We start from the raw sequence: 25,350 nt of genomic DNA, 5'->3' as shown, positions 1-25,350 counted from the left end.
CCTTCAACTCCGCCCGGCGCCGCCCAGCCCCAGCCCGCCGTCGCCGATCAGCACGAACGGCCCCCAGAAGATCGGGTGAGAAGTGGCCGGCGCCCCGCGCAGCCGCGCCTGCGCCTCGCGCAGGGCTTCCGCGAAGCTGACGCCGCCGCCCTTCAACCGCTCGAAGAAGAAAGCGATCAGCCGCGTCGTTTCGGCGTCCGCCACCGGCCAGTGCGTCGCCAGCACGGTGCGCGCGCCGGCGCTGAAGAACGCCCGCGCGAGGCCGGAGAGGCTTTCGCCCCCCGCGCCGCTTTCCCGAATGATCCGCGCGGCGGTGGTCGGCCCGGCGCCGCCCGTCCCCACATCGCCGCGCGCGCCGGCGTTGCGCCCGAGCGAGGCGAGATAGGTCGAGGCCGTGTTGCACGCCGAAAGCACAATGAGCTGGGCGTCGAGATTGAACGCACGGATCTCGGTCGCGCTCAATAGTCCGTCGCTATCCGGATCCCCGGTCGCGCTGACGGTCAGCGCCGGATCGGTGAAACAGTCCGGCGTCGGCCAGAGAATGCCGTGCGTCGCGAAATGCAGCACCTTGAACTCCGCCAGCCGGCCCGCGGCCGAAGCCGCCTTCAGCGCCTCTTCGGTGAAATCGGCCCCGGTCGCCACCTCGCCATCCGCGCCGAAGATGGCCCCGACCGCCGCGACCTCCGCCTCTGTTCCGGGAAGGCTCCCCACCGTGTCGATCGCACGCGCCAGACCGATGCAGTTGGGCGGCAGGTCATTGAGGCGCAGCACCTTCTCGGGATCGACGCCGGGGGCGAAATTCCCGTAGGCCGCGATAGCCCGCGGCGCCGCGCTGAGCCCCGCGCGCAAGCGGATATCGACGAGATTGCGCGGGCTCGGCACATAGGAGATCGCCTTGTCCGCGCTCAGCCATCGAAGCCCGGTGTAATCGCCTCTGAGAGCCCAGTCGGCCGCGTTCGCAGAGCCCGGCGCCGTCGTCACAAGAAGTTCGAGCGGGAAGCTCTGCAACGCGCCAGAGGTCGAGACGACCAGCTTGTCGAAACCCGCCAATTCATCCGTCACCTCGCCGAAGATCAGCTTGTAGAGGATATGCGCGAAATCGGCGCGAAAGACCGGCGCGACGCCGCCGGCGCCGACCGTCACCGCCTGCCGGAGCGACGCGACGAGCACCGCGAACTGCCCCTCCGTCGCCTTGATCGAGCGCGCCGTCACCCCGGTCTTCGAGATGACGAAGATCATCGAGCGCGGCTCGCCCGAGACGATCTGCACCATCGCTTCATCCGGCCTCAGCGCCGTCTGCACCTCCCCTAGCGAGACCGGCGAGGCGATGGCGGACTGGTATTCCGGCGCGATCCTGTCGCGCGCCGCGCGCAGACGCTCGACCTCCGCCCCGGCGTCCGCGACCTCCCGCGCCAGGCGCTCGGTCTGCTCGCTCTGGTTCAGCGGGTCCTGCAACTGGATGATCTGCAGCGCCTTCAGCGTCGCGTATTTCTCCTCAGCCGTCCGCCAGGCGCGGACTGCGCCGGCCTTGGCGTCGTCGCCCTGCCCCAGAAGCGCCGCCGCCCCCGAAACCGTCTGCGCGGTGATCGAGCGGCGAATGACCTGTGCGGCGCGGAACATCCGCGCGGCGTATTCCTCGCGCCGCGCGGGGTTCTTCTCCGCCTCGGCCAGTCCCAGCCGGAAGAACGGCCAGAGCGCCTTGAACTCGACGATAACGGGCGTTTCCTCATAGACGCGAAAGCCGCGTTCATATTCCTCCAGGCTCTCGTCGATCCGCCCGAGCGCGGCGAGCGCGCGGCCTAGGCTGGTGCGCGCCCGCGCCTCCAGCGGCGAGCGTGGCAAGAGCGCGGCGAAACTGTCCGCCGCCTCCCTCGCATCCGCGCGCGCCGCATCGTAGTCGCGTTTCTCGTAATCGATCAGCGCGCGTTCGGCGAGAAAGCGCGGGCGATAGACGGCGGCGGAGCGCGGCACGAGATTGACCAGATCGAGCGCGTAGTTGATCGCCTCGGTCGCGCCCGGCAGATCGCCCTCAAGGAGGAGGATATGCGCCCGCGCGTGGCTGTTGGAGGCTTCATCGACGATCGAGCGGCGCGCCTCGTCCGACCCGCCGATCAGAAGGTCGTCGAAGGAGGCGCCGAACGCGGCGCCGACCCCCTCTTCCGGGAAGGAGTTCGCGGCCGCCTCCGCAAATTCGCGCGCGCCGATGACGGCGGAGCGGTTCAGCAAATCCTGCGCCCGATAGGCGGTGTAGAGCGTGCGCTCGCGCGTCAGCCGTTCGGGCGGGACCTCGGCGCCGTCGCGCAGCAGGCCCTCCGCCCGCGCGAACAGCCCGTCCGCAGTCGCGAAGCGCTCCTGACTGGAATGCGCCAACGCCTGGTTCATCAGGACGAAGGCCTGCGAGGGCCGATCCGGGCAGCGTTGGTTCACCGGCTCGAGGCTGTAGATCGAGAGAAGCTCGGAAAAGGCGTTCTCCGCCTCCGCGAACCGAAGGCCGAAACTGTTGCGCTGCCCCTTCAGAAGCAATTCGTCCACCCTGTCGCAGAGCGCGCCTTCGTCGTTCGCCAGAAGCGCGAGCGGCGTCGCCGCGTCGTCCGACTTTTGCGCCGCGCACCCCGCGAGCAGCGCCAGCCCAGAGAGAACCGAAACAGGATATTTCAGCATGTGCTTCCCTCTTCGCATGGCGCGGCGGTGTTCACGAAATCCGAGAAGAAGCTCTGCGGCACGCCCCAAAGCTCCTCGTTGCCGAAGCTGCCGAACAACTCGAGCAACTCCTGGTCGTCGATGTCGAGAACCGGCGGCGCGACGATCAGCACCTGGTTGACGACATTCGGCGTCGGCACGTTCGTGCAATCCGCGACATCGCCGATGACGCAGTCGTTGAACTGAAACTCCCGCGAGCGGCTGGGAGGCACAGGAAAGAGTCCCCCGGCGCGCTGACGGGTGTTGACGATGAAGCCATAGGCTTCGGCCGAGCTTGGCGCGATCAGGTCGCCGAAGGTGAAAGCCGGCGTATTGATCCCGAAATAGCTGTCGGAAGAGACGAAAGCGTCCACCTGCCCCGGCGGCGGCGCCGCAAGAAGCGGACCCGAGACGTTGATGCGGATCGGTCCGCTGAAGAAGTAATCGTCCGGGAAAGCCGGATCGAAGAGGAACCGCGTCCGCACGGCGTTACCGCCGGGCGTCCTTTCCGCGAAAGTGAACCCTGCGAAAAAGGCGCCGCCCTTGATATCGAGCGCGCCGATCGGGTTCGCCGCGCCGACGAAATCGCGAAAACGCACCGCGCCGCGCCCGGCGGCGATGGAGAGCGAACCAAGCCCGCCGCGCTCCGTCGCAATGGCGGCGGAGCCGACCGGCGGCGCATCGTTCAGCCCGTCGACCGGCCGATCGAAGCGCACGAAACCGCCGCGCGGGGCGAAGCCGCCGCCGGTCGTGTCGATCCGGAACTCTTCGCCCGAATTGAGATAGAGCCGCAGAAGGTTCTCCGGCAACGCCGCCTCGCCCTGCTGGCGCGGAGCCGCCGCGTTCGGTCGAGCGAGCCGCGGCGGCGGCCCCGCACCGTCCTCGAGCGCGGTAAGTCGCCCCAGAAAGACAACGTCGTCCGTTGTCGTCAGAAGGGTTGAGCCGCCAACCTCCCAATTCGCGAGGCGCTGCGCCGTCGCGACGCCGCCGGCGGAGCGCGCAGCGCTTTCCTCGGTCAGCACCGCATCGCCGGCGATCCGGCGGAGCGAGATCACGCCGTTGAAGATGTTCCCGGCGTTGCCCAGAACGAGATCGCGCTCCGCCCCGGCGGCGACGATCCCGAATCCGCGCGCCGGGTCGAGCCCGGTCGAGAAATCCGCGTCGCCGGAGACGCGGATGGCGCCCCGGCGCCGCGCCGCAGCCGCGCCAGGCGCGGCGGCGAGCGCCGAAGGCGCCGCCGCCGCCATATCGACGACATCGACAACACCGACCTGCCGGATCGCCGCATCGCCGGTCGCGCCGGCGGCCCCCGCCACGATGCGCAGATCGCGCCCGGCCCGGATCGGCCCGAGGTCGATCGAGCCGGCCTCGGTCAGGATGACGTCGCGCCCTTGAGCGCCAACCGCGCCGGCGATCGCATGTCCGCCATTGTTCAACCGGATATCCTCGCCGGCGAGGAAGAGCGCGTCGGCGCCGATTTCGAGGCGCGCGCGCGGCGGCGCGGCGTCGCTGATCTTTCCACCCGCCTCGACGCGGAGCGATCCGGCGGCGAAAATCCCGCTCCGCGTCGCCCGCCCGCCGCCGGGGAGCGCAACACCGGTCGGCGCGCCGAGCGCAATGTCGTTGGCGTCGTTCAGCATGACGTTCCGCGCGGCGAGGACGGAGACACCGCCGCCGAAATCATTGTCGCCCGTCACGCCTCGCACATCATCGACCAGCGCGACATCGCCGCCGGCGGAGAGATAGGTGTCGCCGGCGACGTGAAGCAGACCCGCAGTCCGCTCGGCGCCGAGAACGATCGTCTGGCCCGCGGGAGCGACGCGGAGCGGGAGCGGCGCATCGGCGTCCGGCCCCTCCGCCACCGCCTCCGGAACCCTGGCTTCGCCCGGCCCATCGATTGCGACCCGGCCGAGTGCGAAATCGCTGTCGAGAGTGAAGATATCGCCCTCCGGCGCCGAAGCGCGAAGCCGTCCGGCCACGGCGACCGCGCCGAGACCGATATCGCCGCCGGCGCTGAAGAGCGTCGCCGCGCCACCCGCTGACAGCCCGTCGAGCCGCATCCCGGTCGCCGCCCGCGCGTCCAGCCGCCCGAGCCGGAGATTGTCGAGCGCCGCCGCGCCGCCGGCGCGCAGAACCAGCGCGCCGAGGCGCCCGTCGCCGAGATCGGCGCTCGCGCCCACTGTCAGGGTCAAATCGCCGATATCGAAATCATCGAGCGTCGCGCGCCCGTCGGCGACCATCCGCGTCGCCCCACCCACCGAGAGATCGGAAAGGTCGATCCCGCCATCGGCGAGCGCGGTCATCCGGCCGCCGACATGAACGCGCGCGCCGGCGTCGCCGCCAAAGCCGATCGAAGCCGCCTCGATCCGCGCCGCGCCGGAGACCGAAAGATCCCTTAGCGTGGCCGCGCCGCCGCCGGCGTCGAGCGTCAACGCCCCCGCGATCCGGGCGTTCGTCACGCGCGCCCCCTCGGACTCGATCACTGTCGCGTCGGCTATCAACCGGTCGACATTCGCCACCCCCGCGACCTTCAGCGCCGTCGCCCCGGTCACCGCGCGGGAGAGCGTGGCGCGCGCGGCGTCGATCTTCACCGTCCCGGCGCGAATGTCCGTCGCGCTGACCGCGCCGCCAGCCGCGATTTCCGTCGCGCCAAGCGTCATGTCGTCGAGGGCGACCGCCCCCGCCGCCCGGAGCGCCGTCGCTCCGGCGCTGATGTCTCTGGCGTCGAGACGGGCGCCCCGGCTCTCCGCCGTCAGGGACCCGCCGACCGCCAGCCTCGCCAGATCGACCGCGCCGGCCGTGTTCAGCGTAACCGGACCGCCCGCCGCCATGTCGGTCACGCTCAGCCCGGCGGAGGTGGAATTCGACGCGACGCGCGCGCTCAACGCCCCGCCGAGCCGGCTATCCCTCAGCGCGAATCCCTCCGCCGCGACCAGCGCCGCGTCATCGGCCACCACAGACACCGCCCCACCGAACCGGTTGCCCGCATCTGTCAGCGCGACATCTCCCAGCCGCCCCGCCGACGCGATCGGCGCGCCGCCATGATCGCCGGTGGAGATCGAGAGCGCGCCGCCGACCGCGAGCGCGCCGCCCTGACCGAGCCCGTTGGCGGCGCCGGCGTTATCGCTGTTGGTCAGAACCGTCAGCGCCCCGCCGACCGCGCCAGCCGCCAGAGTCAGCGCATCGACCGTGGCGAGCGTAGCATCGCCGCCCGCGTTCAGCGCCACGGCGCCAACGAAGCGGTTGTGGAGCCCGTCGAGCCCCGCGCCTTCGCGCGGCAGCATGATGTCCCCGGTCGCGAAGAGCGTCGCAGGCCCGACGACTTCGACGCGACGGTCGAAATCATCACGCGAAATCGACGTCCCGGCCCCGGCGTCGATATTGTCGTTCACACGCAGATCCCCCGCCCCGACGGTTCCGATCCCAAGCTCCGGCGCGCCCGGACCCGCGATCTCCACATCCGCCGGCGCGTTGGTCCGCGCAGTCGCCAGCGCAATCGCGCCGCTCGTCGCCGTTGCGCCCAGCGCGCCACCGATATCGAGGGCGCCGATCCGCACATCCACGCCGGTGAGGTCCAGTTCGCCCGCCGCGCGCACCGCATCGGCCGACAGTGTTCCCGACGCCTCAATCGCGCCGGTCGCCAGGCTCACATTGGAAAGCGCCGCGCCCGCCCCCGCGATAGCGCGCCCCGCGCCAAGGTCGCCTTCGCTCAACGCGAGGGCGCCGCCGGAGACGATGTCGAAATCACCGAGATCGAAGCGCGCGACAGAGATCGCGCCGCGCGCAGACGCGAGCCGCGCGCCGCCAGCCGCCTGAATATCCGTCGCCGCGACGCCCCCATCCGCCGCGCCATCCAGCGCGAACGGTCCGGCGCCGCCGAGCGACAGGCGATCGAGCGCGACGGCCCCCGTTGCGGAGAAGCCGAGCATCCCGCCAGCCGAGAGTTCGGCGATGACAAGATCGCCCGCCTGCGCCGCCTCCGGGGCGCCAATCCGCAGGTCGCCGCCGAGCGCGCCGCCGGTGACGGCGAACCCGTCGGCATCCCGCAGTCTTGCGTCCCGGCCGATCAGTTTCACGTCGCTGAACGCGTTCGCCGCGTTGTCGAGGATGATATCGCCAAGCTCCGCTGTATCGAGCGGTCCGCCATGAACGCCCGCGATGGCGCTCAACGTCCCGCCGACGCGCACCGCGCCTCCCGCGATTTGGCTCAGCGCCTCGCCTGCGCCCGCGCTTTCATCGGCGTTGAACCGAAGCGCCAAGTCGCCGGCCACGTCGAGATCGCCGAGCATGAGGCCGCGTGAATCCTCGACCGCGGCGCTGGCGCCGGTGAGAGCCAGAGCGCCATCGATATGCGCCTGGAAGGCGCCGCCATCGGCGTCGAATCCGCGGGTCAGGACGATAGCGCCCGTGGCGGAGAGGCTGGCGTCGCCCGCGATGCTGACCAGTTCGGTGAAGGCGCCGTTGGCGTCCGCCGCCTGCATCGTCGCCGCCGAACGGCCAAGCGCGATGGTGGTGCCGCTCATTCCCGCGCCGGTGTAGTCTATCTCGGCGTCGGTGAACTTTGCGGCGTCGCCGGCCACGGCGTTTAGCGTCAGGTCGCCGCCCGCGTCGAGGAAGCCGAAACGGACCTCCCCCGCCGCGATGGCGATATCGCCGCCGAAACGCATCCGGTCGAGGGTCAGCAAGTCGATATCCCCGGCGGCCCCGGCGATCCCCTCGTTGAAATCGCCCGGCGTCCCGGCGGCGAGTCCGGCCGAGCGGAGATAGACGTAGCGCTGGACCGGCGCGCGCACCGTGATCGCGCCATCGGCGAAGACATCGTTGAGCGCGACCTCGCGCGCGCTGGCCGCGCCGAGGCCGCCAGGCCCGATGATCGCCCGCTCCAACGCGACGGCCCCCGCTCCGGCGACGGCGGCGCCGGCGACCGATCCCGCACCGCCGAACGTTGCGCCGGACGCGCTAATGTCGACGGCCGATATTCCCCCCTCGGCCGTTCCGACCAGCGCCGCCCCCGTCACTTCGGCGAGGGACAGGTCGCCCGTCGCAGCGGTGAGCGTCAGGTCGCCCATGGCTGCGCTGTCGAAGACGAAAAGCCCGCTCGAATCCACGATCGTGGCGGCGCCGCCCGCGAGGAATGTCACGAAATCCCGCCCCGGCGCCCCGTCATCCGCCCCGTCATCCGCCCCGTCGCTGTCGAAATCATGCCCGGCGTTGTCGAGAAGGATGGCGCCGGTCGCCTCGAAGGCGGCGTCGCCCTCCACGCGCAGCGCGCCGGCGTCGCCATCGGTGATCGAACCCGCCCGCGCGCCGACGAGGAGCGACCCGCCGCCGCCCGAGGCGACGGTGGAAACCGAGCCGAGCTGGATCCCGCCCGCGCCGATCAGCGTCACGTCCCGTCCGGCGGCCGAAAGCGCACCGCCAAATCCGTGGCGGTCGGAAGAATCGTCATTGTCGAGCGTCAGATCGAAAACACCGCCGCCCGTCGCCGCGAAGGAGGCGGCTCCGGCGACCGAAATCGCCGCGCCCGCCGTATCGGTCAGCGCGCCGCTCGCAGCGACATCGAGCGTCAGCGCCGAGATAGCGCCTAGTCGAAGCGCCGAAATGTCGTTCAGCGTCACGGCGGCGCCGGCCGCGTCCACCCGCCCGCCGAAATCATTGGCGAGGGCGAGCGTGATGTCGAAATTCCCCGCCCCGTCCGTCGCCGCGAACGCCGCATTCCCGGCGACCGTCAACGCGCCGCTCTGGCCGATCGCGCCGCCCGCCCCGACATCGAGGCTGGCGACATCCGAGACGCCGATGTTCACCTCGTTCATATCGACCAGCGCGACGCCGCCGGCGTTCAGCGCCACGGCGCCGCCGAAATCGTTTCCCGCCGCATCGAGCGTCACCGCCTGGCCGGGCGCGTCGATCACGCTCGCGCCGCCGATGGAAAGCGCCGTTCCCGCGCCCTGGGCGATCCCTCCCGCGGCGGTCGCGACCGCGAATTCGCCCGTCGCCGCGATCCGCCCGAGCGTAAGCGCCTCGCCCGCGAAAAGCGCCACATCGGCCCCGGATAGCCCGCCGCCGTTGAACCGGATCGTTCCCGCGCCGTCAGCCGCCGGCCCGCCGGTCACGGTGAAGTCCGCGTCCGCCCTCAGCGTCAGCGCCGCCGCGGCGATATCCGCGTTGAGAACGATGTCGCGCCCCGCCTCAAGGCTCAGACCGAACCCGGTGGATACGGCGGCGTCCACAGTGATGTCGTTCGTCGCCTGCAAGGTCACATCGGCGGTCGCGGCGCTCAAAGCCGCCGCGCTCAGCGTGAGATCCGCGATCTCGCCATCGAGGTCGCCAAAGAGGATTTCATTATCGTCAAGTTCCGCGTCGTCAGCGCCGGCCGCCCCGATCACGATGTTCACGGGGTCGAGAAGCAACTCTCCGCGCGCGCCCTTCGGCGCGGAGAGATCCGCTGCGCCGTCGAACCGCAAAAGCCCCGCCGAAGAAATTTCCACGAACCCGCCATCGCCGCCGCCCGCGCCGCCGCGCGCCTCGACCCGGCCCGAGAAGGCCGTCGCCTCGCGCGACCATACCGTGATCGCGCCGCCATCGCCCACATCGGAACCATTCGCCAGGATCGTCGCGCCTTTCGCGACAAGGACGCGCGCGCCGTCGACGCCGACCGCTCCGCCGCCCGCCGCGCCCGTCACGTCGATGGAAGCGCTCTCCGCCACCCGGACCCTGTCGCCCGCGACCTCCACAGCGCCGCCCGCCGCCCGCCGCGCGGCCCCCGTGGCGTCGAGAACGCCGGAAACCTCGACGCCGCCATCGCCGGAGAGCACGATCCGCCCGCCTCGCTTCTCCGCCGTCTGCGCCTCGACGACGCCGCCGACGGAGATCTGGCTGTCGACCAGTCCGCTCGCGGAGGTCGCCGTGATCAGGACGTAACCGCCGGGATTGTGAATGCGGCCGGTGTTGCCAGCGCGGCCCGCGCCGTCCTCCAGCGCGAAGGCGTAGAACCCGTCTCCGGCGAGATCGACAGCGAAGGTCTCGGCGCCCGCGATCACGACCTTGCCGACCTTGCCGGCGATGACGCCGCGGTTCTCGGCGCCCGGCGCGACGAAGGCCGCGACTCCCCCTTCGGCGAAGGTGATCTCCCCCTCATTGACGATCTTCGCATCGGGCGCGCCCGGCCGGTCGAAACGGTAGTCGCCGGCCATGAAATCCGCATTGGAGATATCCGCGGTGGTCGCGAGCAACCCGCCGACATCGGCCATCGCGCCGGCGTGAAAGGTGACGCCGTTCCGGTTCACGATCCATACCGATCCGTTCGCGAGCAACTGGCCGCGAATATTCGTGGGCAGCACGTCGAGAACGCGATTCAGCGCGATGGAGCCTTTGCCCGGTTGCAGGAATTTCACCGCTTCGCCCGCGTCGATATCGAAGCTCCGCCAGTCGATCACCACCTTGTCGGAGCCCTGGGTGATCGTGGTGCGCGCGCCCCTGGTCGCGATCCGCGCGTCGCCGGCCGCGACCACGCCACCCTTCGGCCCGGCCGGCGCATCGCCGGGGAACCCGAGTGCGAGCGCCAGGAGGAGCGTGGCGCGGCGGGTCGCCCTCATCGCGTCTCGCCGCGCCGTCATCGCCCTAGAACCGCTTCGACAGGGTCAGGAAGAAACGCGGGCCGGTGATCTGCTCGCCGTCCGGGCCGACCCTCGTCAGCGGCTGGTTGGCCGGGAACGCCAGCTCCGCCTCCACGAACACCTGCTCGGGGAGGTAGAGCCGCACCCCGCCGCCGGCCGAAATCAGGCGCTGCATTCGCGGCTCGCCGTTGCCGAGATTCCAGACCACGCCGTAATCGCCGAAGCCGTAGGTCTCCATCGTGAATGCAACGTCGTAAAGGTTCAGGTCGCTCACGTAACGCAGCTCGCCGGTTACGCCGACGCCGTTGTCGCCGGTGAACTCCGACGGGTCGTACCCACGCCCGAAAGTGATGCCGCCAATCGCGAATTCCTCCGCCGCGAGAAGCGGCGTCAGGGAATACTGCCCGCCGATCTGAAAATAGGCATTGAGATCGTCATTCACGATCAGAAGCCGTTCGGCCTCGGCGCGCGCCAGCGTGAACACGCTCCGGCCATCGAAACGGCTTCGCTCAAGATCGTCGGGCGCGGTTGCGTTCAGAACATCGAACCCCTGCCGAAGCGAGGCCGCGAATGTCGTGTAGCCGAGCGGATCGCGGTAGACCCCGTCAATGCGCGCCACGCCGACGCGCTGCCGGTCGTCCGACACCCGGAACACGCCATTGGAGATATCGGTCTGCGAATCGAGATATTCGAGGCCGAGCCCGCCGTTCAACTCGAACGCCCGCGAGCGGACGAGAGGATAGGTAAGCCCGATCGTCGCCTGGACCTGCCGCCCCTGGATGCCGATCTTCTTTATCTCGTCGCCGGGCCTTGTGCGGCTGTAGAGCGCCGTGGCCTGAAGCGTCAAACCGTCGGTCCCGACCGCCCGCTGGTGAGCGACCAGCACGGTCGTACGCTCGTCGAAATCGCCGCCCGCGTCGGTTTCGCCGGTTTCCGGAATCTTGTCTGACAACACATCGAACGAGTTGAAGATCGAGATGGAGGTCGTATCCGCCCATTCGCTGTACGAGTTGAACCCGATCGTTCCGCCGATGACGCCCCGCCCGATCGCCGGGCTCTGCCTGTTGTCGGCGTAGAAAACACCTTCGAACGGGTCGCGTTCGACATTGACATGCAGCACCAGTCCGCCCCGCGATTCCGGGCCTGACGGCTGCGGAACGACCGTCGCACGCGTCACGCCCGGCAACTCGTTCACGTTCAGAATCGTCCGCTCCAGCAACGCGTCGGTCGGGTTCAGAACCCCGACCAGCGGCGCGATCATGCGCTCGACCAGCTTCCGCGCCGGCCCCACGGGGCCTTCCGGCTCCTCGATCTGAACGCCGTCAATTCGCGCTTCGATGATTTCGAGCCGAACCGCCCCGCCCTCAATCGCCTGCGCAGGAACAAGAACGCGCGTGAAGATGAAGCCGGACTCACGGTAGAGGTCCTGTATCCGGGCGGCGATTTCGAAAACCTGCGTCAGCGTCACCCTCCGCCCGATTTCTTCGCCGTAAAGCGCTGCAAGCGCATCGAAATCGAAAGCAGTGGCGCCGTGGAGCTCGACCGCGTTCAGTACGAACAGGATGTCCTCGGCGTTAGAGGGCGCACGCTGCGAGGTGAATTTCACCCGCGGCTCGGTCAGTGGCGACGGCTCGTCTCTGCGATCCGCGTTTCGCCGCGCCATAATTTCCTGAACCGCCGTCTGGGCGAACGCCGGGTGTGCGAAGCCGGCCCAGAGCGCGACTCCGAGCATCGCCGTCCTCGTCCCAACCCCATCGGACAACGGCCACCCCCCGGCGGCGACGCGGCGCAATACCGCAGAATATCGCTGCGCCGCATCCCACGGCACGGCGATAAGTTAACAAGAACTCTTATCAAAGTCGATATTTCTTCAAGCATTCCCGAGAATGCGCGCAGTCGCCCACGCCCAATCACTTGCAGCGATTGAAGAGCAGACCGCCGATCGAGCAAAATTTATTCAGTGAGTTCCCATTTCGGCGCGCGAACAGCGCCGAGCACGCGAGTCTCGCCGCCCCGGCTCGCGGTCAACGCCGAGGCCGCGCCGCCGGACCGGCCTGTCGCCGCGGCGAGCGGCCCGCTATACGGCCCCTCGACAAGCCGTGTCTCGCCATTTGCCATGATCATCGTCACGCTGGCGCCCGCCGGGATCGAAACCGGCTGCGCCTCGTCGACGACCGCGCCCGCGCCCAGTGCGCCGACGGAACTATCAAGGATCACCACGTCCGCGGCCATGGCGGACGCGCCTGCCAGCGCCAAAACCGCGATCGTTCCCAAGCATCGCATTCGACGATCCATGGTTCGGCCCCTCCCCGCTTTCGACCGCCTCGCTTAAGAGACGGCTTCGCACTATTCATGTAGGCGCCGCGACGGCACTGAAAAATGAAGAAATACACGCTGCGAAAAAACGCCGGACGCCAAACACTTCAATTCGGTGAAACCCTAGCGCAATCGGCGACCGGTGGCCAGCGCGGGCGCGCCCGGCCGGCGGTGTCAGAGGTCGTCGATCAGCACGCCGGTCTCGCCCTGCCGTAGCCGGCCGAGATGCCAGCGCGGCAGCGCGGCGCCCGGCCGCGCGCGCAGCATCTCCTCGAAGGCCGTCCGCGCCTTTGGCGGGTCGGTCTCGATCAACGCGAAGGCGGCCTCGTAGGCCGCGACGAAATCCGCATCCGCCTCCGCGTCGAGCGCGAAGACGGTGACCGGCTGCGATTTTCCCTTCAGCCGGATCTGCCCGATCGAGAGAAGGAGCGGCAGGGGGGCGCCGCCCGCTGCGGCGGCGTCGACGGTCTCGCGGCTGATCGCGACGCGCGTGCCATAGCGTTTGTTCGCGTCCTCGAGCCGCGAAGCGGTGTTCACCGCATCGCCCATCGCGGTGTAGTCAAACCGCGCGCGGCCGCCGAAATTACCCACCGTCGCGACGCCGGTATGCACCCCGATCCGGGTGACGCCGAGCCCGAGATGGGCGTTTTGCCGCCGAAACGCCTCCGCCACGCGATCAAGTTCTTCGGCGCAGAGCAGCGCCTTCAGCGCGTGATCGGCCAACGGCCTCGGGGAACCGAAATGCGCGACCACGGCGTCGCCGATGAACTTGTCGATAGCGCCGCCATGGCGCATGATCACCTCGCTCATCGCATTGAAATAGTCGTTCAGAAGCCGGGTGAGCTGATCGGGCGGCAGCTCCTCGCTCATCGTCGTGAATCCCTCGATATCCGTGAATATGAGCGAAATCTCGCGCCTGTCGCCGCCGAGCCGCAACGCCTCCGGATCCTCCGCAAGCTGATCGACCATCGCCGGCGCGAGGTAATGCGAGAAGGCGCGCCGGATCAGCCGCTGCTTGCGCTGGGTCAGCACGCTGTCGAGGCTGATCGCGAGGAGCGAACTGAGAAACACCGCGGCGACCGCCGGCGCTGTCGGCAGGAACTGAGCGCCCCGGAGCGCCAGCCCGTAGACGAGCGCGAGATAGCCGACTAGCACGGCCAGCGTCGCGGCCGCCTTCCAGACCAGATCCCAACGTGCGAGGCCGAACCCGGCGCCGACCATCGCGAGCGCGGCGACGATCGTCGCCACGAGCCAGGGTGGCGCGTTCGGCGGCGCGCGCCCGTCGAGAAGCTGCGTGAACACCGTCGCCTGGATCGCCACGCCAGGTATTGTGCGCCGGTTCGCCGGATCGACCCCGAGCGGCGTCTGGTGACGGTCCGTCTGCTCCAGATCGGCGCCGACGAACACCACCCGACCCTCGAGCGTCCGGTAGAGAATATCGCGCACCGCCTCGCTGGGCGGATCGGTGACGCGAAGCGAGGGCAACTGCTGAAAGAGCGTCGCGTTCGCGGTCTTCGGCGCGCGCCAGTCGATCACGCCCTCCCGCATCGGCTCCCCGCCGCCGATGGCCAGCGCCGCCGCGCCCGACAGCGACGCCCGGTCGATCCCCGGCAGCCGCGTGGCGAATCGCCGGACCACCCCGTCATCGTCGGTGATGACGTTCGCGAAGCCGAGAACCAGCCCGCTCTCCGCGGCGAACCAGCTCAGATATTCGCGCTGCGCTTCAATCAGCCCGGACCGCTGGTCGCCCCAGGCGGCGATTACCGGGCCGGGAAAATCGCGGATCGCCGAAATCAGCGCCCGGTCCTTGGCCGGCTCCGAAGGCTGGTCGAAAAGGATGTCGAGGACAACAGCGCGCACCCCCGCCTCGGCCAGCGCCCGCATCAACCGGGCGAGATAGCCGCGATCGACGGGCGAGCGATAGGGAAAGCGGACCAGGGTCTCTTCCGTAAGCGCGACGATGGTGACGCGTGGGTCCTGCGCCGCCTCGCGCGGGGCGATGAGCACCCGCTGGATGTCGTTGAGTTGGGTTTCGAGCGCGATGAGGGGCGGGATGGAGCGGAACGCGAAGAGCACGATCGCCGAAGAAAGCGCCGCCGCGGCGACCGCCCATAGCGCCCGCTCCAGCAGCCCCCGCAGCCCCGCGCCGGACCGCGGCCGGCGCGGCCCGTCATCGGCGGTGTTCGCGCTCACCAGGCCATGGAGCCGGCGCCCCCCTCGTCGCCGCCGAACGCGGCCTACCCTTTATTCTATTGGGTTTTTCCCACGAATGTCATCCCCCGGTTCGCGCTTCGCGGTGTTCCGCCAGCCGCGCCAACGCCCCACGGCGCCAGCCTCGGCGGCTCAGAGCTTCGCGTGCGTCCCGTCGCAGAGAACGCCGTTTCCGGTCTGCTTGCAGCCGCAGAAGAACACCTTGCCGGAGTCCTCCGCCGTGAACTTCACCGGGACCAGCCCGGTGTCCTTGTGGCTTCCGTCGCAAAAGGGTTGCTTCGCCGACCGCCCGCACGCGCACCAGAAATAGGACTTTCCGGCCTCGACTTCGACGGGAAACGGTCCCTTCCGGGCGACAACGGACGGTTCTGGCATGGCTGGCTCCCTGCTGGCTCGCCGTGAATCATAGCGCGCCGGCGGCGCGCCGCCAGCCCTCAATATTTCTTCGGCACATAGAGTTCGTCAGGCAACACGCGGCGCTCGTATTCGGGGTTATGCACCCGCTCCGGAAGCGTGACCTCCTCCTGCGCGATCGGGCCGTAAGGCACCTGCGTCAGCAGATGGTCGATGCAGTTCAGCCGGGCGCGCTTCTTGTCGTTGCCCTCGACGATATGCCATGGCGCTTCGGGGATGCTCGTCCGGATCAGCATCTCCTCCTTCGCCTTAGTGTATTGCTCCCAGCGCACGCGGGCCTGGAGATCCATGGGCGAAAGCTTCCATTGCTTCATCGGATCGTGAATGCGGATCAGGAACCGCAACTGCTGCTCCTCGTCGGTGATCGAGAACCAGTATTTCACCAGGATGACGCCGGAGCGCACCAGCATCCGCTCGAACTCCGGCACGTCGTGAAAGAACTGCTCGACCTCGGCTTCGGTGGCGAAGCCCATCACCCGCTCGACGCCGGCGCGGTTGTACCAGGAGCGGTCGAACAGCGTGATCTCGCCCCCGGCCGGCAGGTGCGGAACGTAGCGCTGGAAGTACCATTGCGAGCTTTCGCGCTCGGTCGGCGCCGGCAGCGCGACGACGCGGCAGACGCGCGGATTGAGCCGTTGAGTGATCCGCTTGATGACGCCGCCCTTGCCGGCCGCATCCCTGCCCTCGAAGAGCACGACCACCTTCTTCTTCTCGTGCGCGACCCAGTCCTGAAGCTTGATCAGTTCGGACTGGAGACGAAGGAGCTCGTGGAAATAGTCCCGCCGCTCCAGCGAGGGCGGATGCGCCTTTTCGTATATGCGTCTGACCCGGCGGCTGAGCACGACATCCTCGAGCTCTATCTCGTAATCCTCGTCGCGCGTGTCGGCGAGTTCGGCGCGCAGCCAGTCCATCGCCCCCTTGCCATCGATTTCGTCCATCTTCACTCCTCTCACGGCATCGGCGGAACAAACCACAAAATGACGACGCTTTTGTAACGCGCCACGCCGCAATTTATAGCGGAGCCGGGAATTTTCATTGACGCGGCGTCAATCCGTTCGCTAGGTGTAGCGTGATTTGGCAGCAATGGTGGGGACCATGCGGGGGGTTGTTTCTTACTTTTTCTTGGGTGTCGCCTCATGCGCGGTCGCAAGCGCGGCCATGGCGGATGAGAGCGAACAGCTGCGCGCGCAACAGGCGGAACTCTATCAGCAGATGCTGGCTCAGCCTTCCGATCCGGAGCTGATGGTCGCCTATGCGCGAACCTCCGTCGAACTCGAGGATTACGAAGCCGCGATCGCAACGCTGGAGCGGGCGCTGATCTACGAGCCGGACGAGCCGCTGACGCATCTCGAACTCGGCGTCGCCTATTTCCGCATCGGCTCCTACAAGATCGCGGAATATCATTTCGGCGCTGCGCGCGCCGGCGGGCTGCCGCCCGATCTCGACTCGCGCGCCGCGCTCTATCTCGAGGAGATCGAGGCGCGGACCCAGACGTCCCGGCTCACCGGCGTCGCCGGATTCGGCCTCGCCTACTCCACCAACGCCAATCTCGGACCGAAGGATGAGCTGATCTCCTTCCTCGGGTTGCCGGCGCTGATTCCGAGCTCCGCGACCTCGCAGCCCGATTTCGGCGTGCGTGCGACGCTGGGCCTTCGTCATACCTACGATCTCGGCGGCTCGAACACCGACGCGCTGATCACCGAGTTCGGCGCGTATTCGCTGCACTATTTCGACGAGACGGACGGCGACGTGGATGTCGTGGCCTTCACCACCGGGCCGCGGCTCTCGCTCGACAACAGCGCCTATGGGCCGAAAGCCCGACCGTTCATCAGGCTTGGCCACTCGCGCGTCTCGAACGACGCGCTCTACAGCGAGTTCGGCGTCGGCGTCGACGGCGGGCTGCCGGTCAACGACACCTTCGCCGCGTTCGGCCGACTCGGCGTCGACCGGCGCGAATTTCACAACGGCCTCAGCGATTTCGACAGTTTCGTCCTCGGCGCGGAGCTGGGCGGGACGTTGCGCGCGGCGCCCGGAGTGCAGGTCAGCGGCGGCCTTTTCGCAGCCGCGGAATTCACCGACAGCAATGACTACGACAATCAGGAAATCGGCCTTCGCGCCGCCGCCGACTATTCCTATGCGCCGGGAATCGACATGGTGGACGGGCTATGGACGCTGTCCGGCCACGCCCGCGTGACCAAGCGCTACTATGACGATCCCGACCCCGTGGTTGATCCGACCCGCAGCCGCGACGATACGGAGTTCAACATCGGCGCCGCGCATCTCTTCCGCATCCAGGAAGGGTTCGGCATCCGGCTCGACGCGGATTACTTCAACCGAAACTCCGACATCCCCAATTTCGACTTCGACAACCTGACCGGGGCGCTCTCGGTCGTGTACGAATTCTAGGAGAAGCGCGATGAACCTTTTCGGCGCCCACTCCCCGCTCCGCACGTTCCGGGTGATCTCCGGTTCCGCTAGCCTTGTCTCGCTTTTCCTGCTCTCGGCGCCGTTCGCCGACGCGCAGGAGATCGGCGTGATGGGCGCGGCCAATCCGGACCTGACCGGCACCGCGCCGAGCGCCCAGCCCCGCCCGCTTCTGACCGGCGACGCGGTCTTCAGCGACGACGACATCGTCTCCGGCCCGGACGGGCTCGGCTTCGCGATGTTCCTCGATCAGACCTCGCTGACGATCGCCCCCAACTCCCGCATCCGGCTCGACAAATATGTTTACGACCCGGGAACCCAGACCGGCGATGTCCAGGTCAGCCTGCTGCGCGGCGCTGTCCGGATGATCGGCGGGCGCATCACCAAGACCAATGAGGCGACGATCCGCACCGCAACGGCGACGATCGGCATTCGCGGCGGCGCGGCGACGGTGGAGAGCATGGACGGCGGCGCGGAGCGCGTGACGCTCCTCGGCGGCGAATACGCGCGGGTCTCCGCCGGGGCGGACGAGGTCTATATCTCGCGTCCCGGCGGCTACGCCCGCGTCGGCGCCGGCGGCGACGTCGCCTATGGCGGCCTGCTCGACAGCGCGACGGCGGCCGAAATCGCCGGGCTCTTCATCACGCCCGGCGGCGGCGGCGCCCCGCCGGCGCGCACCGCCGCCTCGGCGGGCCGTCTGGCCGAAGTCAACTCGCTTACGCCGGACGGGATCTCCCGCGCCGCCGCGTCCACCACGGGGCTCTTCCTCGACTCGGCGCGGGCGCTGGACGACGATTTCAACGTCACCACGGTCAACGAGATCGCCCAGGGCACGATGTTCTCGGACATGGATACGCTCAACGACCTGGCCGACAACATGGATTTCGTGGATGTCGGCGGCGCGGGCGTCGTTCGGGGCCAGTTGACCTGGGCCGACGACTCCGATCTCGACCTGCATCTCATTCTGCCCAACGACGCCGGAGAGGTGTTCTTCGCCAACCGGTCAATCACCTTCAACGACGGCCGGGCGGTTGCGACGCTTGACGCGGACAATCTCGGCGGGGTCATCAACGTGGCGCCGAACAAGCGCGTCGAGAACATCGTCGTGAACGGCGAGAGCGTGCCGCGGGGCACCTACGTGTTCTTCGTCGACGCGTTCAGCATCCGCGGCAACGGCGCGACCGACTACACGCTCAACGCCACCGGCGACAACGGCCGGACGACCCGCACTCAACGGGGCACGCTCCGCTCCGGCGGACAGGGGCCGAACTTCCCGATCCCGCGCGGCCCGGCCGACTGAGTCTCGCGCCCCGCCCGCCGGGCGGGGCGCATCCGTTCCGCGCTGCAGCGCGGTTCAGAATTTCAGCGCCTTGGCCTGAATCACTTGCGGCAGCGCGACGATCTCCGCCAGCATTTCCGGCCCGATCGGCTCATCGACGCCAATTAGCGCGATCGCCTCTCCGCCCTTGTCGGCCCGGCCGAGCGCGAATGTCGCGATGTTCACGTCGAGCGCGCCAAGCTTCTGGCCGAGCGCGCCGATATAACCGGGCGTATCGCTGTTGGTCGTATAGAGCATGTGTTTCGAGGGCTCGCTCTCCAGCCCGATGCCCTTGATCTGGACGATCCGCGGCTTGCCGTCCGAAAACACCGTCCCCGCGATCGAACGGGTCTGCGCCTCCGTGGTCACGATCAGCCGCACGTAGGAGCCATACGCGCCTTGGGCGTCCTTGCGCGTCTCCGAGATTTTCACGCCCCTCTCGCGCGCGACCAGCGGCGCCGAGACCATGTTGACCGAGCCTTCGCCGACCAGCGGCGTTAGCAACGCGGCGACCAGCGCGGCGGTCAGCGGCCGCAGGTTCAGTTCCCCGACCTCGCCGACATATTCGATCTCGATCTCCTTGATCGCATTCTCCGTGACCTGCCCGGCGAAACCACCCACCGCCTCGCAGAGCCCGATCCACGGTTTGAGAATCGGCGCCTCCTCCGCCGTCACCGAAGGCGCGTTGATGGCGTTGGAGATCGCGCCATGCATCAGGTATTCCGCCATCTGCTCGGCGACCTGCAGCGCGACGTTCTCCTGCGCCTCGCGCGTCGCCGCGCCGAGATGCGGCGTCGCGACGAAATTCGGACATCCGAAAAGCGGGTTCGACGTCGCGGGCTCGACGGAGAAGACATCGAACCCGGCCCCGGCCAGCGCGCCGGATTTCAGCGCCGCGGCGACCGCCGCCTCATCGACGAGTCCGCCCCGCGCGCAATTGATCAGCCGCGCGCCCGGCTTCATCTTCGCGATCCGTTCGGCGGAGAGGATATTCACCGACTTCTCGGTCTTCGGCAGATGCAGCGAGACGAAGTCGGCCCGCGCCAGCAGCGCGTCGACCTCCTCGATCTTCTCGACTCCCAACTCCCGCGCCCGGTCGACGGAGAGAAACGGATCGTACGCGATCACCTTCATCCGCAGCCCGATCGCCCGCGCCGCGACGACCGAGCCGATATTGCCGCAGCCGATCAGGCCGAGAGTCTTGCCGGTGATCTCTGAGCCGAGAAAGCGCGCCTTCTCCCATTTCCCGGCCTGGGTGGAGGCGTTCGCGGCCGGAATCTGCCGCGCGACCGCGAACATCATCGCGATGGCGTGCTCGGCCGTGGTGATCGAGTTTCCGAAGGGCGTGTTCATCACCACGATCCCCCTGGCCGAGGCGGCGGCGATGTCGATATTGTCGACGCCGATCCCGGCGCGGCCGATCACCTTCAGTCTGTCGGCGGCGGCGATGATCTCCGCCGTCGCCTTGGTGGCGGAGCGCACCGCGAGCCCGTCATAATCGGCGATGATCGCTTTCAGTTTCTCGGGCTCCTTGCCGAGCGTCGGCTGGAAATCCACATCGACGCCGCGATCCCTGAAGATCTGTACGGCTGCTTCGGAAAGGCTGTCTGAAATGAGTACTTTGGGCATGTTCGATGACCTTGTCTGTCAGGCGTCGCGGCCCGACCCTGTTGATGTGCTGGCGATGAGCGGCCCCTTCCCCGCCTGGGCGGGGAAAGGAGAGACGTCTCAGGCGGCCGCGGCCGAGAGTTCGGACATGGCGGCCGCGAAGGCCCAGTCGAGCCAGGGCGTCAGCGCCTCGATATCCGCCGTCTCCACTGTCGCGCCGCACCAGATGCGCAGCCCGGCGGGCGCATCGCGATAGCCGCCGATATCGAAGGCGGCTTCCTCGCTCTCCAGCAGCGCCGCCATCCGCTTGCAGAACGCCCGCTGCGCCGCGTCGTCGAGCGCGGCGACCGCCGGGTCGACAACCCGGAGACAGACCGAGGTGTTGGAGCGATAGGCGGGTTCGGCGACCAGGTTCTCGATCCAGCCCGTCCGGTCCACCCATTTCTGCAAGGCGGCGAAATTCGCGTCCGCCCGGGCGTGGAGTCCCGCCAGCCCGCCGACTCGTTCGGCCCAGTCCAGCGCATCAGTATAATCCGCGACCGCCAGCATCGAGGGCGTGTTGATCGTCTCGCCCCTGAACACCCCCTCCATGAGCGCGCCGCCCTTGGTCAGCCGGAAGATCTTCGGCAGCGGCCGGGGCGCCTCGTATGTCTCCAGCCGCCGCACCGCGCGCGGCGACAGCACGATCACGCCATGCGCCCCCTCCCCGCCCAGCACCTTCTGCCAGGAGAAGGTGACGACATCGAGCTTCGGCCAGTCGAGCGGCTGCGCGAAGGCGGCGGAGGTCGCGTCGCAGATCGTCAGCCCGCCGCGATCCGCATCGATCCAGTCGGCGTTCGGAACCCGCGCGCCGGAGGTCGTGCCGTTCCAGGTGAAAACGACATCCGCCTCCGGCCGCACCGCCGAAAGATCGGGCAGCGCGCCATATTCCACCTTCAGCACGTTCACGTCGTCGAGCTTCAGCTGCTTCTGGATATCGGTCGCCCAACCGGCGCCGAAGCTTTCCCAGACCAGCACGTCGACGGGGCGCGGGCCGAGCATGGACCAGAGCGCCATCTCCACCGCCCCGGTGTCCGAGGCCGGCACGATCCCGACGCGATAGCCCTCGGGCGCGCCGAGCATCGCCGCGGTCCTGTCGACGGCGCTCTTCAGCTGCGCCTTCGGCAGGGCGGCGCGGTGCGAACGGCCGAGCCAGGCTTTCGCGGCCACCGCCTCGGCGGACCATTCGGGATGTTTCGGACAGGGACCGGAAGAGAATTCAGGGCGCACGGGTTTACCGTGCGGCTTTTGCGGGAACGTCATCGACGCGCTCCATCGTCAGGGCGAAATTGCTGAGCCTGCCGCCGCTCGCCCATACCCGACGACCTGCCCGCAGCCGGGATAGGCGCGCAAGCGGGATGGCGTCAATGGGCGAAATGTCGTCTTCGGAGGGGAATCCGTCGCCTCCTGGCGCCGATCGGAAACTGGCGCCGCCGATCCGCCCCGCCGCCATGTCGACGCCGAAACGCAACGTGATCTTTTGCGCTTTGCGACGGACCGGGTGTGTTCATACGTGAGACGAAGAACGCCGAACGAAAGAACCGCAGAATGATCCGCCTATTCTTCGCCGCCCTCCTCCTCGCGACGCTCCCGGCAGTGCTGGAGGCGCGCGCCGATCCCCCGACCGGGCTTTGGCTGACGGAGAAGGAGGGCGTCGTCGTCCGGCTCTATGAATGCGACGACGGCGCGCTCTGCGGCCGCACGGTCTGGCTGAAGAAGCCGAACTGGAAGGACGGGACGCCGCGTCTCGACTCGAAAAACCCCGACACCGCGCTCAGGGACCGCCCCTGGTGCGGCATCGAGGTGATCACCGGCCTTCGTCCTGACGAGGACGGTCGTTGGTCCGGCGGCGAGGTCTACGATCCGAAAACCGGCGAGCGGTTCGACTTCGATCTTGCGCGCACCGATGACGGGCTCAAGGCGCGCGGCTATCTCGGCGTTCCTCTGCTCGGCAAATCCGAGAACTGGACCCCGGCCGAGGCCGACGGCCTGAGCTTCTGCGACCCGGTCTGAAGGCGATTGATCGCGGTGGAATAAGCCGTTAGCGAAGGGGCGAAGGAGCCCCGCATGTCGATTATCCCCTGCCAGCGCGCGCTATTCGATATTCCGCGCGACGTCGCCTATCTCAACACCGCGTACATGTCGCCGCTAAGCCACGCAGCCGTGGCCGCGATCGACCGCGGCGCACGGATGAAGGCCCGGCCGTGGGATCTGACGATTCCCGACTTCTACGACGCGCCGGACCGCGCCCGCGCGCTCTTCGCCGGTCTGGTGAACGCGGACGCCGCCGGCGTCGCGCTTGCGCCCTCGGCGAGCTATGGGATCGAGAGCGCGGCGCGAAACATCCCCCTCGCCCCCGGCCGCCGCGTCGTCCTGCTGAAGGACCAGTTCCCGAGCCACGTCTACCCTTGGCGTCGCAGGGCGGTGGAAACCGGCGCCGAAGTGTTCGCCGTCGCCGCGCCGCCGGGCGAAGACGCGACGGCGGCGGTTCTCACCGCTATCGACGAGCGCTGCGCCGTCGCCGCGCTCCCCAATGTCCTCTGGACCACGGGCGCGCGCATCGATCTCGCCGCGGTCCGCAGGCGCTGCGACGAAACCGGCGCCGCGCTGGTTCTCGACCTCACGCAGTCGGCCGGGGCGATGGTGACGGATTTCGCCGCCATCCGGCCGGATTTCGCGACCGCCGCCGCTTACAAGTGGCTGCTCGGCCCCTATGCGACAGGGTTTCTCTACGTCGCCCCCGAGCGGCGCGACGGCGCACCGCTGGAGGAAGGCTGGATCACGCGCAAGGACAGCCGGAATTTCGCCGGCCTGGTGGAATACACTGACGAATACGAGCCTGGCGCGCTGCGCTTCGACATGGGGGAACGCGCGAATTTCGCTCTCCTTCCCGGCCTGATCGCCGCTCTGGAGCAACTGACGGCCTGGGGCGTCGCCAATATCGAGGAGACGCTCGCCGCCCGCGCAGCCGGGCTTTCGAAACGCATCGCCGCGCTCGGGCTCTCCCCGACGCCTGACGTGGCGCGCGGGCCGCATTATCTCTCCGCCGGCCTGCCCGTCGGCGCGCCAAAGGATCTGCTCGCCCGTCTGGCGGCGAAGCAGGTCTATCTTTCCGAACGCGGCGGCGCGCTCCGCGTCACGCCGCATCTCTGGAACGACGAAGAGGATTGCGACCGACTGGTCGAGGCGCTCGCGAGCGAACTTTGAGCGCATCCGCGCTCGGGTCCGCGCCTTGAGCGCGGGCGCGCCTGGCCTCCGGGCCTTCGTTCGCCTCACCGCCTGTCTCGGCGCCATGCTCTGAATGGCGTCGCGCTCGTGCGCGCCGGGCAGGTCGATCCCCTCGGTCAACGATCAGGCGTCGCCCTGACCGACGGTGCTCGGCGTCGTCTTTCTGGGAGAGAGCCTGCCGCCGCTCGTCAGGTCGGCGCTGGCGCTGATCCTCGCCGGTCTCGCGCTGGCCCAACTCGGCGTCCGGCGGTGCTATTGGGCGCCCGCGGCGCGGCCCTGAGGGCGGGCGACGCGCGGTTCAACGCAAACGCGGGGCGCCCCTCCGCATTTCAATCACGCGAACCGACTGACGGCCCGCCTCGGCGGATCAGGTCTCCAGCCAGGTCGTCGCCCTTTCGCGCGCATCATCGGGTATCGCCGCGGCCTGGCAGGCGTCCAGGCTCAGCATCGCGCAGTTGAACACCGTCTCGAACGCCAGCGCGTCGCCCTCGCACCGGATCAGCCGATGCCTGAACGTCATCGACTTCGCACCGACCGCTGCAACCGAAGTCTCAAGCCGTATCGTGTCTCCCGCGACGAATTCGGCCTCGAAGTCGCTCTCAACGTGCACGACGGCGAAGGACAACCGGCGGCCCATTCGCATGTCGTTGCCGGTAAGACCCATTTCTGACTGGATCGCGAACACGCCGTCCGGACAGGCGGCGAAGCAACTCGAAACGTCCATGTGGCCGAGAAAGTCTCAATCGACCGGATCGACCACCGAGCGATGGGAGATCATGGCGGACATTCCATTCTCCCGTGGCGAACACGCCGCTCACAGTGGGCGCAACGGATCCGGAAGCAATGTCCGCTTTGATCGGCGCGCCGCCTTCGGCACGCGCGCGCGACCGGACCTTAGCGGAAGCCGCCGGCGGAACGGTTGCGGTTGCGGTCCCGGTCGCGCCGCGACGACATCGGCTGGAAGGCCACCGCGACATGCGCCTCGCAATAGGGCTTGCCCGGCTGACAGGCGAGGCCGCAGAAGAAGAAATTGTCGGTCGCCGGGTCGCCGATCGGCCATTTGCAGGTCCGCTCGGTCAACTCCAGGAGGTTCAGCCGCTTCGCCTTCTTCTCCATCGCCGCCAGCGCCTGCGCGGTGCGCTGCGCGTCCTCGACCATCGCCGGGGTCGGCGGCGGCGGCTCGCGCCGCGCGGTCGGCGAGGGGATCGGCTTCGGCGCCGCGACGGGCTCGACTCGCGGCTGGGGCTCAGGCGCGGGCTCCGCCACCGGCTCCGGCGCGATCACCGGCTTCGCGGCTTTCGGCTCCGGCGCGGGCGCGGCGGGTTTCGCCGCGGCCCGGTTGGAGAGACCGAGCCGATGAACCTTGCCGATCACCGCGTTGCGGGTGACCCCGCCGAGGGACTTGGCGATTTGGCTCGCGCTCTGTCCTTCGGTCCACATGGCCTTCAACTGCTCGACTCGCTCGTCAGTCCACGACATCGTATTCTCCGCTTGGAA

At 68.7% G+C, this 25,350-nt stretch carries 16 protein-coding genes; 5 read left to right on the top strand and 11 right to left on the bottom strand.

The window, feature by feature from the left end; genetic code table 11:
• Positions 1-3: 3 nt before the first annotated feature.
• From G5B40_RS00560 to ppk2, 7 genes are all read right to left on the bottom strand, one after another.
• Positions 4-2,661, bottom strand: coding sequence for a CHAT domain-containing protein (locus G5B40_RS00560; protein WP_165093713.1), 2,658 nt, complete (start codon positions 2,659-2,661; stop codon positions 4-6).
• A complete protein-coding gene (locus G5B40_RS00555; protein WP_165093711.1) occupies positions 2,655-10,274 on the bottom strand; it encodes a two-partner secretion domain-containing protein in 7,620 nt (2,539 codons plus the stop codon). Before G5B40_RS00555 ends, G5B40_RS00560 begins: the two co-directional genes overlap by 7 nt.
• Before the next feature lie 25 nt (positions 10,275-10,299).
• Complete coding sequence (locus tag G5B40_RS00550; protein WP_165093709.1) at positions 10,300-12,027, bottom strand: ShlB/FhaC/HecB family hemolysin secretion/activation protein; 1,728 nt, start codon at positions 12,025-12,027, stop codon at positions 10,300-10,302.
• A gap of 221 nt (positions 12,028-12,248) precedes the next feature.
• On the bottom strand, positions 12,249-12,527 hold the full coding sequence (locus G5B40_RS00545) for a hypothetical protein (protein ID WP_165093707.1): 279 nt from the start codon (positions 12,525-12,527) through the stop codon (positions 12,249-12,251).
• 258 nt (positions 12,528-12,785) lie between these two features.
• A complete protein-coding gene (locus G5B40_RS00540; RefSeq protein WP_165093705.1) occupies positions 12,786-14,804 on the bottom strand; it encodes an adenylate/guanylate cyclase domain-containing protein in 2,019 nt (672 codons plus the stop codon).
• A gap of 150 nt (positions 14,805-14,954) precedes the next feature.
• Positions 14,955-15,197 (bottom strand): CDGSH iron-sulfur domain-containing protein, encoded by a 243-nt coding sequence (locus G5B40_RS00535; RefSeq protein ID WP_165093703.1) that lies wholly within the window; start codon positions 15,195-15,197, stop codon positions 14,955-14,957.
• Positions 15,198-15,256: 59 nt separating this feature from the next.
• On the bottom strand, positions 15,257-16,174 hold the full coding sequence (ppk2, locus tag G5B40_RS00530) for a polyphosphate kinase 2 (protein WP_165093701.1): 918 nt from the start codon (positions 16,172-16,174) through the stop codon (positions 15,257-15,259).
• Positions 16,175-16,394: 220 nt separating this feature from the next.
• Here ppk2 and G5B40_RS00525 point away from each other — a divergent pair, with 220 nt between their 5' ends.
• Both G5B40_RS00525 and G5B40_RS00520 read left to right on the top strand, forming a co-directional pair.
• Positions 16,395-17,642 (top strand): tetratricopeptide repeat protein, encoded by a 1,248-nt coding sequence (locus G5B40_RS00525; RefSeq protein ID WP_165093699.1) that lies wholly within the window; start codon positions 16,395-16,397, stop codon positions 17,640-17,642.
• Positions 17,643-17,652: 10 nt separating this feature from the next.
• A complete protein-coding gene (locus G5B40_RS00520; protein ID WP_165093697.1) occupies positions 17,653-18,960 on the top strand; it encodes a FecR domain-containing protein in 1,308 nt (435 codons plus the stop codon).
• A 54-nt stretch (positions 18,961-19,014) separates the two neighbouring features.
• On the opposite strand, the gene serA is transcribed toward G5B40_RS00520, so the two are convergent.
• Positions 19,015-20,607, bottom strand: coding sequence for a phosphoglycerate dehydrogenase (gene serA / locus G5B40_RS00515; RefSeq protein WP_165093695.1), 1,593 nt, complete (start codon positions 20,605-20,607; stop codon positions 19,015-19,017).
• A gap of 99 nt (positions 20,608-20,706) precedes the next feature.
• Positions 20,707-21,888 (bottom strand): phosphoserine transaminase, encoded by a 1,182-nt coding sequence (locus G5B40_RS00510; RefSeq protein ID WP_165093693.1) that lies wholly within the window; start codon positions 21,886-21,888, stop codon positions 20,707-20,709.
• Positions 21,889-22,173: 285 nt separating this feature from the next.
• Between G5B40_RS00510 and G5B40_RS00505 the strand changes: the two genes are divergently transcribed.
• From G5B40_RS00505 to G5B40_RS21340, 3 genes are all read left to right on the top strand, one after another.
• Positions 22,174-22,638 (top strand): DUF2147 domain-containing protein, encoded by a 465-nt coding sequence (locus tag G5B40_RS00505; protein WP_165093691.1) that lies wholly within the window; start codon positions 22,174-22,176, stop codon positions 22,636-22,638.
• 54 nt (positions 22,639-22,692) lie between these two features.
• Positions 22,693-23,832, top strand: coding sequence for an aminotransferase class V-fold PLP-dependent enzyme (locus G5B40_RS00500; RefSeq protein ID WP_211907386.1), 1,140 nt, complete (start codon positions 22,693-22,695; stop codon positions 23,830-23,832).
• 166 nt (positions 23,833-23,998) lie between these two features.
• Positions 23,999-24,133: a hypothetical protein gene (locus G5B40_RS21340; RefSeq protein WP_281350542.1), complete on the top strand. Its 135-nt coding sequence runs from the start codon at positions 23,999-24,001 to the stop codon at positions 24,131-24,133.
• A gap of 87 nt (positions 24,134-24,220) precedes the next feature.
• Here G5B40_RS21340 and G5B40_RS00490 read toward each other — a convergent pair whose 3' ends face one another.
• A complete protein-coding gene (locus G5B40_RS00490; protein ID WP_165093689.1) occupies positions 24,221-24,577 on the bottom strand; it encodes an acyl-CoA thioesterase in 357 nt (118 codons plus the stop codon).
• 170 nt (positions 24,578-24,747) lie between these two features.
• A complete protein-coding gene (locus tag G5B40_RS00485; protein WP_165093687.1) occupies positions 24,748-25,332 on the bottom strand; it encodes a GcrA family cell cycle regulator in 585 nt (194 codons plus the stop codon).
• Positions 25,333-25,350 lie beyond the last annotated feature (18 nt).

It is taken from the genome of Pikeienuella piscinae (genome assembly GCF_011044155.1).
GTDB lineage: Bacteria > Pseudomonadota > Alphaproteobacteria > Rhodobacterales > Rhodobacteraceae > Pikeienuella > Pikeienuella piscinae.
The sequence above is the reverse complement of the archived record's forward strand: the minus strand, read 5'-3'. Positions and strand labels throughout refer to the sequence as shown.

Coding starts and splice junctions, on each gene's coding strand:
- G5B40_RS00560 (WP_165093713.1), bottom strand. CDS start 2,661: ATGCTGAAATATCCTGTTTCGGTTCTCTCTGGGCTGGCGCTGCTCGCG.
- G5B40_RS00555 (WP_165093711.1), bottom strand. CDS start 10,274: ATGAGGGCGACCCGCCGCGCCACGCTCCTCCTGGCGCTCGCACTCGGG.
- G5B40_RS00550 (WP_165093709.1), bottom strand. CDS start 12,027: ATGCTCGGAGTCGCGCTCTGGGCCGGCTTCGCACACCCGGCGTTCGCC.
- G5B40_RS00545 (WP_165093707.1), bottom strand. CDS start 12,527: ATGGCCGCGGACGTGGTGATCCTTGATAGTTCCGTCGGCGCACTGGGC.
- G5B40_RS00535 (WP_165093703.1), bottom strand. CDS start 15,197: ATGCCAGAACCGTCCGTTGTCGCCCGGAAGGGACCGTTTCCCGTCGAA.
- ppk2 (WP_165093701.1), bottom strand. CDS start 16,174: ATGGACGAAATCGATGGCAAGGGGGCGATGGACTGGCTGCGCGCCGAA.
- G5B40_RS00525 (WP_165093699.1), top strand. CDS start 16,395: ATGGCGGATGAGAGCGAACAGCTGCGCGCGCAACAGGCGGAACTCTAT.
- G5B40_RS00520 (WP_165093697.1), top strand. CDS start 17,653: ATGAACCTTTTCGGCGCCCACTCCCCGCTCCGCACGTTCCGGGTGATC.
- serA (WP_165093695.1), bottom strand. CDS start 20,607: ATGCCCAAAGTACTCATTTCAGACAGCCTTTCCGAAGCAGCCGTACAG.
- G5B40_RS00510 (WP_165093693.1), bottom strand. CDS start 21,888: ATGACGTTCCCGCAAAAGCCGCACGGTAAACCCGTGCGCCCTGAATTC.
- G5B40_RS00505 (WP_165093691.1), top strand. CDS start 22,174: ATGATCCGCCTATTCTTCGCCGCCCTCCTCCTCGCGACGCTCCCGGCA.
- G5B40_RS00500 (WP_211907386.1), top strand. CDS start 22,693: ATGTCGATTATCCCCTGCCAGCGCGCGCTATTCGATATTCCGCGCGAC.
- G5B40_RS00490 (WP_165093689.1), bottom strand. CDS start 24,577: ATGGACGTTTCGAGTTGCTTCGCCGCCTGTCCGGACGGCGTGTTCGCG.
- G5B40_RS00485 (WP_165093687.1), bottom strand. CDS start 25,332: ATGTCGTGGACTGACGAGCGAGTCGAGCAGTTGAAGGCCATGTGGACC.